This window comes from Flavobacterium koreense, assembly GCF_054776075.1.
Map to the genome: position 1 here is coordinate 25,584 of NZ_BAAHCF010000013.1, position 13,276 is coordinate 38,859.

Consider the following 13,276-nt stretch of genomic DNA (forward strand, 5'->3'; position numbering starts at 1 on the left):
TTGTTATTATTATTCTAATAAAATAGTAATTTCATAATTTTATGATTGGTTTTGAGCGATTTTTATTTGCATAATCGTTGAAAGATTGTGTGCCATATTTTTCATACGTTCGCAATTAAAACCTTCAAAATTTTCGTTTATGGCTGCTTCAAAATGTGTCAACCAAATTTCAAACAATTCTTTTGATAAATAGGATTTCATATTTACATCCAAATGAATCTGAGTTAAATTATTAAAATAACCGCCGGTTCCAAAAATGGCTTGCGACCAAAAAGTCACTAGAATAGGTAAGTGTTCCTCCAACTTTATTTTGACAACATCAGTAAAAATGTAACTGATTTTATCATCAGCTAAAAGTTTTTTATAAAAATCCTCTACAATAATATATAAGTCATCTTGATTTTGAACGTCATTCATTTCAGAAAAAATTAAAGTGCAAAGTTACACGATTCCAAATTCAATAGGCTGATTTATGTCATATTTATAAAAGAAAAAGGTTTCAAAAATTAATTTGAAACCTTTAAACTTCGTATTTCTGATTTTGTACTTCCGTACTTACAAATTACATATATGCTTCAATAGGAGCACAGCTGCAAACTAAATTTCTATCACCATAAGCATCATCTACACGACGAACGCTTGGCCAAAATTTATTTTCTGCAATGTATTCCAATGGGTAAGCCGCTTGTTCTCTGGTGTAAGGGAAAACCCAAGTATCAGCAGTTAACATATTTAAAGTATGCGGTGCGTTGTGCAACACATTGTTAGTTTCCTCTTTAGTTGCTGCTTCAATTTCTTTTCTAATAGAAATCATGGCATCACAAAAACGATCCAATTCCGCTAAATCTTCTGATTCTGTTGGTTCAATCATCAAAGTTCCTGCTACTGGAAAAGAAACTGTTGGTGCGTGGAAACCATAATCCATTAAACGTTTTGCAATATCGGTAACTTCAATTCCTTTTTCTTTGAAAGCTCTACAATCTAAAATCATTTCGTGAGCTGCTCTTCCCATTTCTCCTGAATATAAAACCGGGTAGTGCGATTCTAAACGCGTTTTCATATAATTGGCATTCAAAATTGCATATTTTGTAGCATTTGTAACGCCTTCTGAACCTAGCATAGATATATATCCATAAGAAATTAAGCAAACTAATGCCGAACCATATGGTGCAGCAGAAATAGCAGTAATCGCTTGATTTCCTCCTGTAGGAATAATTGGATTAGTTGGTAAAAACGGAACTAATTTTTCGTTTACACAAATTGGTCCAACACCTGGTCCACCGCCACCATGTGGAATAGCGAATGTTTTGTGTAAATTTAAATGACAAACATCAGCACCAATTGTAGCCGGATTTGTTAATCCAACTTGTGCATTCATGTTTGCACCATCCATATAAACCAAACCACCGTTGTCGTGAATGATTTGAGTGATTTCGCAAATAGCACTTTCAAAAACTCCATGAGTTGAAGGATAAGTTACCATCAAACATGAAAGATTTGCTGCATGTTCAATAGCTCTTGCTCTTAAATCTTCTACATCAATATTACCGTTTTCCATGGTTTTGGTCACAATAATTTGCATTCCTGCCATTGCTGCCGAAGCTGGATTAGTACCGTGAGCAGATGATGGAATCAAACATACATTTCTGTGATCATCACCACGAGATAAATGATAAGCACGAATTGCCATCAAGCCTGCATATTCTCCTTGTGCACCTGAATTGGGCTGTAAAGTTGTTCCTGCAAAACCTGTAACTACATTTAATTGATGCTCTAATTTTTTAAGCATAATTTGATAACCTTCCGCTTGTTCCACTGGAGCAAATGGGTGAATACTGTTCCAATTTGCCATTGATAATGGTAGCATTTCGGCTGCAGCGTTCAATTTCATCGTACATGAACCTAATGAAATCATGGAATGATTTAACGATAAATCTTTACGTTCTAATTTTTTGATATAACGCATCAACTGACTTTCAGAATGATGACTGTTGAAAACATCATGCGTCAAGAAAGTTGAAGTTCTTTCTAATGAACTTGGGATATTATTTGTTGAAGATAATTCAGAAACTTTGAAACTTTCTTTACCTGTTGCTTCTGCAAAAATGGCAATGATTTGATTCAAATCTGAAATTGATGTTGTTTCATTTACAGAAATTGAAATGGTTTCGTTATCAACATAAAAGAAATTCACTACGTGTTTTTCTGCAATGGCTTTCACTTTTGAAGCATCAGCTTTTACAGCAATTGTATCAAAGAAAGATGTGTTTACATTATAAACGCCCAATTTGTTCAAGGCATCAGCTAAAGTTGCAGCAGAAGCGTGAACCTTATTGGCTATATATTTCAATCCTTTTGGACCATGAAAAACGGCGTACATTCCAGCCATAACAGCTAATAAAACTTGAGCAGTACAAATATTAGAAGTAGCTTTTTCACGTTTGATGTGTTGCTCACGAGTTCCTAAAGCCATTCTCAAGGCACGGTTTCCGTTAGCGTCAATAGTTACACCGATGATTCTTCCTGGCATTGAACGTTTGTGTTCTTCTTTAGTTGCAAAAAATGCAGCGTGTGGTCCGCCATAACCCATCGGGATTCCGAAACGTTGAGTGGTTCCAACAACTACATCAGCACCAAATTCTCCTGGAGGAGTTAATTTTATTAATGATAAAATATCAGAAGCTACAGCTACTTTTATTTCGTTTTCGTGTGCTTTTGCAATAAAACTAGCATAGTCATTTACTTGACCAAATTTTCCTGGATATTGTAAAATTGCTCCGAAAAAGTCAGAAGAAAAATCAAATGTTTCATGATTTCCAACCACTAATTCGATTCCTTTTGGAGTAGAACGAGTTTGTAAAACCGATAATGTTTGAGGTAAAATTTCTTCAGAAACGAAGAATTTGTTAGCATTGTTTTTCTTTTGATCACGAGAACGAACATCAAACAATAAAGCCATTGCTTCAGCTGCTGAAGTTCCTTCGTCAAGAAGAGAAGCATTAGCAATTTCCATTCCTGTTAATTCAATAACTGTAGTTTGAAAATTCAAAATAGCTTCCAAACGACCTTGAGCAATTTCAGCTTGATAAGGCGTGTAAGCTGTATACCATCCTGGATTTTCAAAAATATTTCTCTGAATTACCGCAGGAACAATCGCTGGATGATAACCCAAACCAATATATGATTTGAAAACTTTATTTTTCTTTCCTAATTCTTGAATGTGCGTTAGGTATTCATATTCAGTCATTGGAGCGTCTAAATCCAAGTCTTTTTTTAGACGGATATTGTCTGGCACAGTTTCATAAATTAACTGGTCAAGACTTTCTACTCCTATGGTTTTAAACATATGTTGTAGGTCGTTCTCACGTGGACCTATGTGGCGTAATGCAAATGAGTCTGTTTTCATTTAAATAATTATATATATAAAGTTTGTGTGTTGTTTAGAATCTGAATCGAGTTCAGATTTAAGCAACAAAAGTAATTATTAAACTTTTATTTTTAAGTTAAACAAAGGGTAATATTTTGAGAAATTGTTAACTAAAAACAAGGTTTATTAACATAATGATTAGTTTTGTAGCATGCGATTTTTTAGAAAACTTTTCGGTTTTTACATCAATTCAAGCATTCATGTGGCTTTGTCTGTTTATGCTTTGGTTCAATTGACGCAGATTTTGTTTAGCATTTCTAATGATTTTGCTACTTCTTACTTCGCTTTTTTTGGAACAATTGTCGGTTATAATTTTGTGAAATATGACGCTTTGGCAAGAACAAAAAAAGTACAAATGTCACTTCAATTAAAAGGAATTGCCTTTTTGAGTTTTCTATCTTTGGTAGCTACTGGATATTATTTTTTTCAATTAGCGAAAACTACACAAATTATTGGTTTTGTATTTCTCGCCATAACATTATTATATACTTTACCGTTCTTTCCCAACAAAAAAAATGCTCGAAATTGGGCTGGATTTAAAATTTACATTGTGGCATTGTGTTGGGTAGGAGTGACGCTTTTTCTCCCAATAATTAATAACAGTTTGCCTTTAACAAGTTATATGTTTTTGGTTGCAGCACAACGATTTATATTGATTTTTGTATTGATATTAATTTTTGAAATCATCGATTTAAGATTAGATGATCCGCATTTGAAAACCGTTCCGCAACAGATTGGAGTCGTAAAAACCAAACGAGTAGGAATTGCTTTGATGATGCTTTTCGTGTTATTAGAATTTTTATCGTCTGATTATAAATTGGAATTTTTTGCATTGAAATCGGCTTTGGCAATAACAACGATTTTATTCTTGTTGTTTTCAAATGAAAATCGATCACGCTATTATGCTTCTTTTTGGGTGGAAAGCATTCCTATATTTTGGTGGTTATTTTTGGTGGTTTTCGGCTAACTCTTTTAAAACTTTATTGCGTTCAGTAATAAAATTGGTTAAATGTTTTTTCAGAATAAGTACATCAAATAGTTTTCCAAAAATACCATAAGGAGTTTGATATTGAATTTTATCAATCATCATTACAAATCCGTTTCCATCGATGAAGGAATGCTCGTGTTTGAAGGATTTAAACTTACCTTCAACCATTTCATCTACAAAATAACTTGGAATTTCCATTGCAGAAATTATACTCTTATGAGTTAAGTAAAATCCAAAATGTTTACCACGCCAAGTCACGGTTTCGCCTTTATTAATCAAGCCAGAAGTTACTCCATCAATAGCAGTTTCGTTAGATTTTGCTGTGGATATTTTATGAACATCAATATTTCTTGATAAGTCGAAAATGACTTGTTTAGAGGTTTTAATTTTTGTTGTAAGGTTTATTGTGGTCATTATTAGAAAGTATTTTTCTTTTCAATTTCTGGTAATATTTTATCTATTCTCATTGCTAATTCTGGTAGTTTGATTGTTGGAACTGCTGGAAATAAATGATGTTCTAAATGATAAAACATACTAAAGGTTATTTTGTTTTTCCATTTGCCTCTTTGAGTTCTAGCCATTTCAGGATTTTCTTCTGTATCGTGATGTACTGTCCAAACAGCAAAAAAAGCCATTAGAAATTCAGCAAAAATCATGATACAAATGTGATAAATTAAAAAATCAATTTTAAAGTAGAATGCAATAAATACGAATATTGCAATGGAACATAACTCTAAAATCATGTTTTTTATGTAATTTTTGTTTCCAAGTTCAAAAGTGACTTTATGAATTAAAAACATATGAATTGGTCCATATAAAATAGCCTCATACCATTTCATTTTTGCTGATTTACCTTCATAATCTTCATCAGACAAACAATATTTATGATGCCTAATGTGATTGAATTTCACTGCATGAATTGAAACCATTAGTAATATACTATTTGAATAAAGTGTAAACCAAGTTAAAAATTTATTAGTTCCTAATGAATTGTGAAAACCATTATGAACTTGTCTCAAACCGGTTAAAAAGAAAAAGGCAGAAAACGGTAACGCTAAAAGATAATATCCAAAATAAGCTAATGTTATCGAAATAACAAACCACGGAATAGTTAGATTATTTTCAATTAACATTTCTTTGAAAGTTAGGTTTTTCAAATCTTTCCACTCCACTTTTTTAAGGATTTCTTGATGTGTCATTTTTTGATATTTTACAACTTATAATGCCCAATTAAATTATGAATGAAAAGTAGTGTATTTACCACAGCAAAAAGAACAAAAAGTGTATTCATAAAATAGCTTCCAACTTTAAATAAGGTTCTTTTCGGAATGTCATACATTGGATAATACGCAATTTGAGTGGCTACTTTTCCAACCCAATAAGCAGCAATCAATCCAGTTAATGCAACTGCAAGAGCTGACTGTTCTTTTAATTCATTTGTAAATAAAATGGCAATCAATCCAAATGAGAAGTTTAAACCTTGGATATATCTTCCGTAGGTTTTTGCAATTTCTTGGTTTAATGGTTTCAATTGTTTCACATCATTATACCAATCAAAAACTTCATGACGGATGTAAGGATAAATCATTGCTGTAAATATTTGACCTATTCCACTTAGGATAATCAGCCAATTTGGTATAATGAAGTTCATAAGTTTATTTTTTTAAGTTCGTATTCGCTTGTGATTTTTCTCATAATAATAAAAAAATATATTGCAATTGACATTGGGAAGAGTACCATTAATGTAAGTTCAATGAAATCATTACTTGATTGATAGTAAAACTGCTCTAAATAAAGTAAAGTGAGCTCTGTTATAGTTGCAAACCAGTATATTGTTAAATGTTTTTTAGCATATCTTGATTTCAGATAAGTAATATAAGTTAGAATGATTGCAGATATAACTTGAATTATCCCAAGTGGAATTTGTGCTAACATTCCAAGATATAAAGTAATAAATAGAGTTAATGTAGTATAAAATGCAATATTGTTTATTTTTCTTAAAGTTTTCATCGTAAAGTTTTTTTACCTTCAATAGTAATTTTTGAACCCAATGCTAGAAATTCAGATGTTGGCTTCAAGTCTTGTAAAAATTTAAAATCTTTACCATAAATACTTTCAAAATCAACATCAATTTTGGATTCAATTACTTTTAATTGTTCCCATCTTGGATGCGAAACAGCATATTCAATAGACTTATCTTTATTGTAATTGGTGTAACCAAAATAATGTTCGGTAATGAATTCTGCTTCTGAATTTGGTTCAATTGGAATTGCTTTTTTATCAGTCTTCATTGCAATTGAATTCCATTTAGCATCTTTAAACCATTCGTATTTAAACGATTTTGAAGTTTCGCTTTCAGTTCTTGAATGAAGCATTTTCATTGTTTGATAATGTTCATTGTATAAGGTGTTAGCGACAATCGTAATAGCATGCTTCGGAACAATTTCTTTAATGAAAACAACTCCTCGTTTCCATATTCCATTTTCGTATCTTTTTACATAGAATCGTAAATTAACTTCTTCAAAATTTATATGAAAAGGAACTTTGATTCCTAAAACTTTTACGTTTTCAAACATAAATCCGATTAGACTGATGTAACATTTGTCGTTCCATAAGTCGATTTCGGTACCTTTTGGAACATAATTTTCTAAAATTTTTGGATCAATTTCGTAATTGAACATTGCTAAATCATTCCACTCTGCTGTTAAGAAGCTCATTTGTTAAGTATATTAAATTTTGAATTAGAAAAGCTGCAATAGTTTATGTATAAATTGTAAAGTGCTATGAGAAGACTTATATAAATAAAGTCTTTTATAAAAAACTTAAAAAATAGTGTTACAATAAACCAATAAATAATTAAAAGAAGTAGCAAGAGTCTATCATTTGCAATAGCATAAAACGTTAAAGTAAAGGCTATAAAAACCTGAAAGAATCCAAGCAACATTAAGAATCCATCACTGCTATCTAAATTGTAGCCAACAACATTTTCTATGAAAACTGGAATCAAAGCTACTATTGTTAGAATTAGATTTAGGTAAAATACAAACTGTCTCATAATTATTTATTGTTTTAAACTTTCAGAAAAAAATGAAAGTTTTGATTAAATTTTTTAGTTTTATTTCATTATTTTAACAACCAATTTTGCCAACCAATTGTCTTTGTATTCGGTCATTTTGTCTAACATATTATCAGCTTTTAATACAAAGTCATACAATTTTGTTGTTTGATCTACAAAATGTTTTTCTTCAGCTGTGTTGTCTGATGTTATTGAAGAAACTTCTTTTAAAACTTTCAAAGCAGGTTTGATTTCTCGTTTACTACGTTCTCTTGAAATTTTTACTGCTAATTCGTCTAAATCTTTTTCAGCTGTAAAAAATTCGCGTCTTTCACCAGCTTTGTATTCTTTGTAAACAATTCCCCAATCCATTAATGCTCTTAAATTCATAGAAGCATTTCCTCTAGAAATTTGCAATTCTTCCATAATGTCTTCCATCGAAACTGCTTCGTGAGAAACCATCAAAAGTGCATGAATTTGAGCCATGGTTTTATTTATTCCCCATTGGCTACCCAGTGCACCCCAAGTTTGAACGAATTTATTTTTAGCCTCTTTGAATTCCATTTTGATGGTTATTTCATTTTAATAGGACAAAGATATATAAAAGTTTTTAAAGTTTCAAAAAAAAATGAAAGTTTATTTTAAAAAGAAACCGAAGCTGAACTTCGGTCATTTTTTTTCGGACTTCGTATTTCGTAACTCGTACTTTAAATTAATCCAGCACGTTTCAACAACGCATCAGCTTTCGGTTCTTGGCCACGGAATTTTTTATACAATTCCATTGGTAATTCGGTGCCACCTTTTGAAAGGACGTTGTCTTTAAATTTAGTAGCTACTTCTTTATTGAAAATTCCTTTTTCTTGGAAATAGGCAAACGCATCAGCATCTAAAACTTCTGCCCATTTATAACTGTAATATCCAGAGGAATATCCTCCTTGAAATATGTGTGAAAAAGAAGTACTCATGCAATTTTCTTCTACATCAGGATATAGACTTGTACCTTCCATGGCTTGTTTTTCAAAAGCTTTGACATCAGCAATAGTTTGAGATTTTCCGTGATACGTCATATCTAAAATTCCGAAACTCAATTGACGTAACGTTGCCATTCCTTCTAAAAAACTCGCGCTTTCTTTGATTTTTTCTACATATTCTTGCGGAATGATTTCTCCTGTTTCATAATGTTTAGCAAACAAAGCCAAAGCTTCTGGCTCGTAACACCAATTTTCCATCACTTGACTTGGTAATTCCACAAAATCCCAATAAACCGAAGTTCCAGACAAACTTGGATAGGTTGTGTTGGCTAACATTCCGTGCAATGCGTGACCAAATTCGTGGAATAAAGTTGTTACTTCATTAAAGGTTAGGAGTGAAGGTTTCGTTTCTGTTGGTGGAGTAAAATTACAAACGATAGAAACGTGAGGTCTTTCATTGATTCCGTTTTTCACTGCTTGCGATTTATAAGAAGTCATCCAAGCGCCATTTCGTTTTCCTTTTCTTGGGAAAAAATCGGAGTAGAAAATGGCAACTAATTGTCCTTCGGAATCCAAAACTTCAAATGTTTGAACATCTTCATGGTATTTGTCTATATCAAAAACTTCTTTAAAAGTAATTCCGAATAGTTTTTCAGCAATAGTAAATGCTCCATTTAAAACATTTTCTAACTTGAAATAAGGCTTTAAAATCTCATCATCAAAGTTGAATAGTTTTTGTTTCAGTTTTTCTGAATAATAAGCTCCGTCCCATTTTTCTAGTTGGTCAATTCCGTCTAGTTCTTTTGCGAAAGCAGTTAGTTGAGCAAATTCTTTTTGGGAAGCTGGTTTTGCTTTTTCTAATAAATCATTCAAAAAAGAAAGTACTTTTTCAGGATTTTGAGCCATTCGTTCTTCTAAAACAAAATCAGAATGCGATTTGTATCCTAATAAATTAGCTCGTTTATGACGTAATTCTACTATTCGTTTTACATTTTCTTTGTTGTCAAATTCGTTGTCTTGAAATGATTTCTTTCCAGCAGCGATTGCAATTTCTTTTCGCAATTCACGATTTTCAACATAAGTCACAAAAGGTAAATAACTTGGGAAATCTAAGGTAAAAACCCAACCTTCTAAATTTTTAGATTTTGCCAAACTTGCTGCCATTTCTTTGGCGCCATCAGGCAAACCTTTTAAATCTTCTTCATTGGTAATATGCAATTGATAGTTATTAGTTTCTGCTAAAACATTTTCTCCATAAGTCAATTTGATTTTGGCTAATTCGGTGTCAATTTCACGTAATTTTAATTTGTCATCTTCATTCAATAAAGCTCCATTTCTAGAAAATCCTTTGAATTTTTTATCTAATAAAGTAGCTTGTTCAGTAGTTAAAGTGAAAGAATCTTTTTGATCATAAACTGCTTTTACTCGTTTGAATAAATCTTCATTTAAAGCAATATCATTACTAAATTCAGTCAACAACGGAGAAACTTCTTGAGCGATTTTTTGCATTTCGTCACAAGTTTCTGCCGAATTCAAATTGAAGAAAATCGATGACAATCTATCTAAATTTTCACCAGAAAAATCTAAAGCAACAATCGTATTTTCAAATGTTGGAGCTTCAGAATTTGTAATTATGGCGTCAATTTCTGCTTTTGCTTTTGCAATATTTTCGATAAAAGCAGGTTTGTAATCTTCTAGTTTTATTTGCGAAAAAGGTGCGGTGTTGTTCTTGGTATTGAATGTTGAGGTAAGTGTTTTCATTGCTCGCAAAGGCGCAAAGGCGCAAAGTTTTTTAAAGTTTAAAATTTTCTAAATCTTGGTAGGTATTCCAAAAACGAAGTAATTCTAAGGTGTTGGAATTTATTTTGTAATAAAGAGTAATTTGTTTTGTAATCACCACTTTATTAACTTCTTTATAATTTGTAGAAATGAATTCAATGTTATTTTTATCTAATAAAGTAATGGTGTAGTCAACTTTGTCGATAAAATTCACAACATCTTGAAATGTCCATTCAGCTTCTAAATAATCAATGTTTTGCCAATAGTCTTTTTTAGCTTGTGGCGACCAAATAATATTCATTATTTGAAATACTTAGAATAACGACTTCTAGTTTCTTCCATAACCATATTATGAGTAATTCCTTCATTATTTTCCAATGAATAAATTGCTTCATCAATAGCCGTTTTTTGCTTTTCGGTTAAAGTGGATTTGGATTGTATCAAAAGTATAATTTCTTCAATCAACTTTGGGTTTTCAATATCCAAAATAACCTTTGCCAACTCAATTTTAGAAGTTTGAATGTTCATAGTATTCTTTTTATCAAAGATAATTATTTTTTCAATTCAGATGCTGCTTTATTCACAGCTTCTTTCAAACTTTCTTTGTAGAAAATTATTTTGTCAAGCACACATTTATCATGACTTCCGATGATTTGTGCAGCAAGAATTCCAGCGTTTTTTGATCCGTTTAACGCAACTGTTGCAACAGGAACGCCACCAGGCATTTGAAGAATCGATAAAACTGAATCCCAACCATCAATAGAATTACTAGATTTTACAGGAACTCCAATTACAGGAAGAGGCGACATTGAAGCAACCATTCCTGGTAAATGAGCCGCGCCACCAGCACCAGCAATTATTACTGAAATTCCACGATTGTGTGCATTTTTACTAAAATCAAATAACTTTTCAGGAGTTCTATGTGCCGAAACAATATCGACTTCAGTTTCGATGTCAAATCCTTTTAAGATGTCGATGGCTTCTTGCATTACAGGCATATCCGAAATGCTTCCCATTATGATCGCTACTTTGCTCATTATTTTAGTTTAATGTTGTTTAAAATTGTTTCTATTGACCACAACTGCCAACTGCGACTGATTACTGCGACTGACCACTGATCACTCTAATACTATTTTTTACTTCTTCCGCAATTTTCCTCGCGTCAACCATATTTTCATTTATAATCGTAACGTGTCCCATTTTTCGGAAAGGTCTTGTTTCTCTTTTGCCGTAAATATGAGGTGTTACACCATCAATTGCCATTATTTTTTCGATGTTTTCGTAAATCACTTGTCCCGAAAAACCTTCTTCACCGACCAAATTTACCATAATTCCGGCAACTTTGCTATCGGTAGTTCCTAAAGGTAAATCTAAAATAGCACGTAAATGATTTTCAAATTGCGAAGTATAACTCGCTTCAATCGAATAATGTCCTGAATTATGAGGTCTTGGCGCAACTTCATTTACTAATATTTCATTGTCTTCTGTTTGAAACATTTCTACCGCTAATAATCCAACGTGATTGAAAGCTTCTGAAACTTTAAGAGCTATTTCGGTAGCTTTTTGAGCCACTTTTTCATCAATTCTTGCAGGACAAATCACATATTCTACTTGATTGGCTTCAGGATGAAATTCCATTTCAACCACAGGATAGGTTTTCACTTCGCCAGAAACCGAACGAGCAACGATTACTGCCAACTCATTTTTGAACGGAACCATTTGCTCTGCAATGCATTCTACTTCTGGTAAATTGACTAAATCTATTGTTGAGCGTACTATTTTTACACCATTTCCATCATAACCAAATTGGGCACATTTCCATACAAAAGGAAATTCTAATTCGTCTTTTTCTAAAGATTTTCTCAAATCATTCAAATCCACAAATCGTTGATGAGGTGAAGTTGGTATGTTATTTTCAACATAAAAATCTTTTTGACGACCTTTATTCTGAATCAAACGCAATGTTTTTGGTGAAGGAAATATTGGTAATCCTTCTGATTCCAAAACGTCTAAAGCATCTAGATTTACGTTTTCGATTTCGATGGTTAACAAATTTACCATTTTTCCAAATTGATAAACGGTGTCATAATCCATCAAACTTCCTTTATAAAAAGCATTGCAACTGTATCTTGCCGGAGCTTCTTCACTTGGTTCTAAAACCAAAGTTTGTATATCGAATTTTCTAGTTTCGGTCAAAAGCATTTTGCCTAATTGTCCGCCACCGAGAATACCTAATTTAAAATCGGATGAGAAATAATTCATTGCGTTGTAGTTGTGTTGTTTTTTTCAATTTTTCAATTTTTTTAATCTTATTCTAGTGTGCTTAAAAAATCATCAGGCGTTAATACATTGATTTCGGCATATTTATAATCTTTCAAATCTCTTGTAACAATGCAATTCATATCATTAATTGATTGAGCAGAAACGATTTGTATAGCATCTTCAAAATCTTTATGATTTGATTTCAAGCTTTTTTTTAAAATAGATTCCGTTACAGCTATTATGGAAATGGTATCCAACAAATCTTCAATAATTAAACGCAATTCTTTTTCATCAACCATTTTTTTTGCAATATAATGCAGTGTTGCAATAGAGTGTGATGTTGAATACATTTTTATATTTGACTTTTGACAATAATCAAAAATTGAAATAGCATTTTCTGAAAAAGGTTTTCTGTTGGCTACTAAATCTACTAATATATTGGTGTCTAAAAAAATATGCTTATATTCCATATTTTTCTTTGTAATATTCTTCTTTAGCTTTTTTAATGTCAAAATCATCAGGAAGTGTAATTCTTCCAATTAATTTTTTTACACTTGGATGAATGTCTTCATATTCATCTTTTTCATTGTTTTTATTTGATTTTTCAACCAAACTTCTAAAATAATTTTCAACCATTTCAGATAAACTTCTGCCTGTTCCTTTAGCATAGATTTTTGCTTTTTCTATGATTTCTTTTTCAAGAGATAAAGTGAGTTTAGTATTCATATACGTAAAGTTTTTACAAATGTACGTAAATAATTATTTTGGAATATTAAAATTTATTAAATCTTTAT

Annotated in this window: 16 protein-coding genes; 1 reads left to right on the plus strand and 15 read right to left on the minus strand. The window is 31.6% G+C overall.

Annotated features, from left to right (window positions below):
* Positions 1–39 precede the first annotated feature (39 nt).
* Positions 40–417 carry a group III truncated hemoglobin gene (locus ACYU7A_RS07535; protein ID WP_460575458.1) on the minus strand — a complete coding sequence of 126 codons (378 nt, stop codon included), beginning with the start codon at positions 415–417 and terminating at the stop codon, positions 40–42.
* Between the two features lie 145 nt (positions 418–562).
* Positions 563–3,406, minus strand: a complete 2,844-nt coding sequence (gene gcvP, locus ACYU7A_RS07540; RefSeq protein ID WP_460575460.1) for an aminomethyl-transferring glycine dehydrogenase — start codon at positions 3,404–3,406, stop codon at positions 563–565.
* A gap of 172 nt (positions 3,407–3,578) precedes the next feature.
* Between gcvP and ACYU7A_RS07545 the strand changes: the two genes are divergently transcribed.
* Positions 3,579–4,394, plus strand: coding sequence for a UbiA prenyltransferase family protein (locus ACYU7A_RS07545; RefSeq protein WP_460575462.1), 816 nt, complete (start codon positions 3,579–3,581; stop codon positions 4,392–4,394).
* On the opposite strand, the gene ACYU7A_RS07550 is transcribed toward ACYU7A_RS07545, so the two are convergent.
* From ACYU7A_RS07550 to ACYU7A_RS07610, 13 genes are all read right to left on the minus strand, one after another.
* Entirely contained in the window at positions 4,371–4,829 is a 459-nt protein-coding gene (locus ACYU7A_RS07550) for an SRPBCC family protein (RefSeq protein WP_460575464.1), read from the minus strand. The two genes, ACYU7A_RS07545 and ACYU7A_RS07550, sit on opposite strands and share 24 nt — an antisense overlap.
* Positions 4,830–4,831: 2 nt before the next feature.
* The gene (locus tag ACYU7A_RS07555) at positions 4,832–5,614 is read right to left on the minus strand and encodes a fatty acid desaturase family protein (RefSeq protein WP_460575466.1); all 783 of its coding nucleotides are present in this window, start codon (positions 5,612–5,614) and stop codon (positions 4,832–4,834) included.
* Positions 5,615–5,625: 11 nt separating this feature from the next.
* Positions 5,626–6,066: a hypothetical protein gene (locus ACYU7A_RS07560; RefSeq protein WP_460575468.1), complete on the minus strand. Its 441-nt coding sequence runs from the start codon at positions 6,064–6,066 to the stop codon at positions 5,626–5,628.
* Positions 6,063–6,425, minus strand: a complete 363-nt coding sequence (locus tag ACYU7A_RS07565; protein ID WP_345090822.1) for a hypothetical protein — start codon at positions 6,423–6,425, stop codon at positions 6,063–6,065. The genes ACYU7A_RS07560 and ACYU7A_RS07565 overlap by 4 nt, the downstream gene beginning before the upstream one ends.
* Positions 6,422–7,132 carry a YqjF family protein gene (locus tag ACYU7A_RS07570; RefSeq protein WP_460575470.1) on the minus strand — a complete coding sequence of 237 codons (711 nt, stop codon included), beginning with the start codon at positions 7,130–7,132 and terminating at the stop codon, positions 6,422–6,424. Before ACYU7A_RS07570 ends, ACYU7A_RS07565 begins: the two co-directional genes overlap by 4 nt.
* 398 nt (positions 7,133–7,530) lie before the next feature.
* Positions 7,531–8,034: a GbsR/MarR family transcriptional regulator gene (locus tag ACYU7A_RS07575; protein WP_288132980.1), complete on the minus strand. Its 504-nt coding sequence runs from the start codon at positions 8,032–8,034 to the stop codon at positions 7,531–7,533.
* Between the two features lie 143 nt (positions 8,035–8,177).
* The gene (locus ACYU7A_RS07580; protein ID WP_460575471.1) at positions 8,178–10,202 is read right to left on the minus strand and encodes a M3 family metallopeptidase; all 2,025 of its coding nucleotides are present in this window, start codon (positions 10,200–10,202) and stop codon (positions 8,178–8,180) included.
* 31 nt (positions 10,203–10,233) lie between these two features.
* Complete coding sequence (locus ACYU7A_RS07585; protein ID WP_460575473.1) at positions 10,234–10,521, minus strand: type II toxin-antitoxin system RelE/ParE family toxin; 288 nt, start codon at positions 10,519–10,521, stop codon at positions 10,234–10,236.
* The gene (locus tag ACYU7A_RS07590) at positions 10,521–10,748 is read right to left on the minus strand and encodes a hypothetical protein (RefSeq protein ID WP_460575475.1); all 228 of its coding nucleotides are present in this window, start codon (positions 10,746–10,748) and stop codon (positions 10,521–10,523) included. Before ACYU7A_RS07590 ends, ACYU7A_RS07585 begins: the two co-directional genes overlap by 1 nt.
* A gap of 23 nt (positions 10,749–10,771) precedes the next feature.
* Positions 10,772–11,257 (minus strand): 5-(carboxyamino)imidazole ribonucleotide mutase, encoded by a 486-nt coding sequence (gene purE / locus ACYU7A_RS07595; RefSeq protein WP_460575477.1) that lies wholly within the window; start codon positions 11,255–11,257, stop codon positions 10,772–10,774.
* Between the two features lie 61 nt (positions 11,258–11,318).
* On the minus strand, positions 11,319–12,482 hold the full coding sequence (locus ACYU7A_RS07600; protein ID WP_460575478.1) for a 5-(carboxyamino)imidazole ribonucleotide synthase: 1,164 nt from the start codon (positions 12,480–12,482) through the stop codon (positions 11,319–11,321).
* A gap of 47 nt (positions 12,483–12,529) precedes the next feature.
* Positions 12,530–12,952 (minus strand): type II toxin-antitoxin system VapC family toxin, encoded by a 423-nt coding sequence (locus ACYU7A_RS07605; RefSeq protein ID WP_460575480.1) that lies wholly within the window; start codon positions 12,950–12,952, stop codon positions 12,530–12,532.
* Positions 12,942–13,208 carry a DUF6364 family protein gene (locus ACYU7A_RS07610; RefSeq protein ID WP_298306356.1) on the minus strand — a complete coding sequence of 89 codons (267 nt, stop codon included), beginning with the start codon at positions 13,206–13,208 and terminating at the stop codon, positions 12,942–12,944. Before ACYU7A_RS07610 ends, ACYU7A_RS07605 begins: the two co-directional genes overlap by 11 nt.
* Positions 13,209–13,276 lie beyond the last annotated feature (68 nt).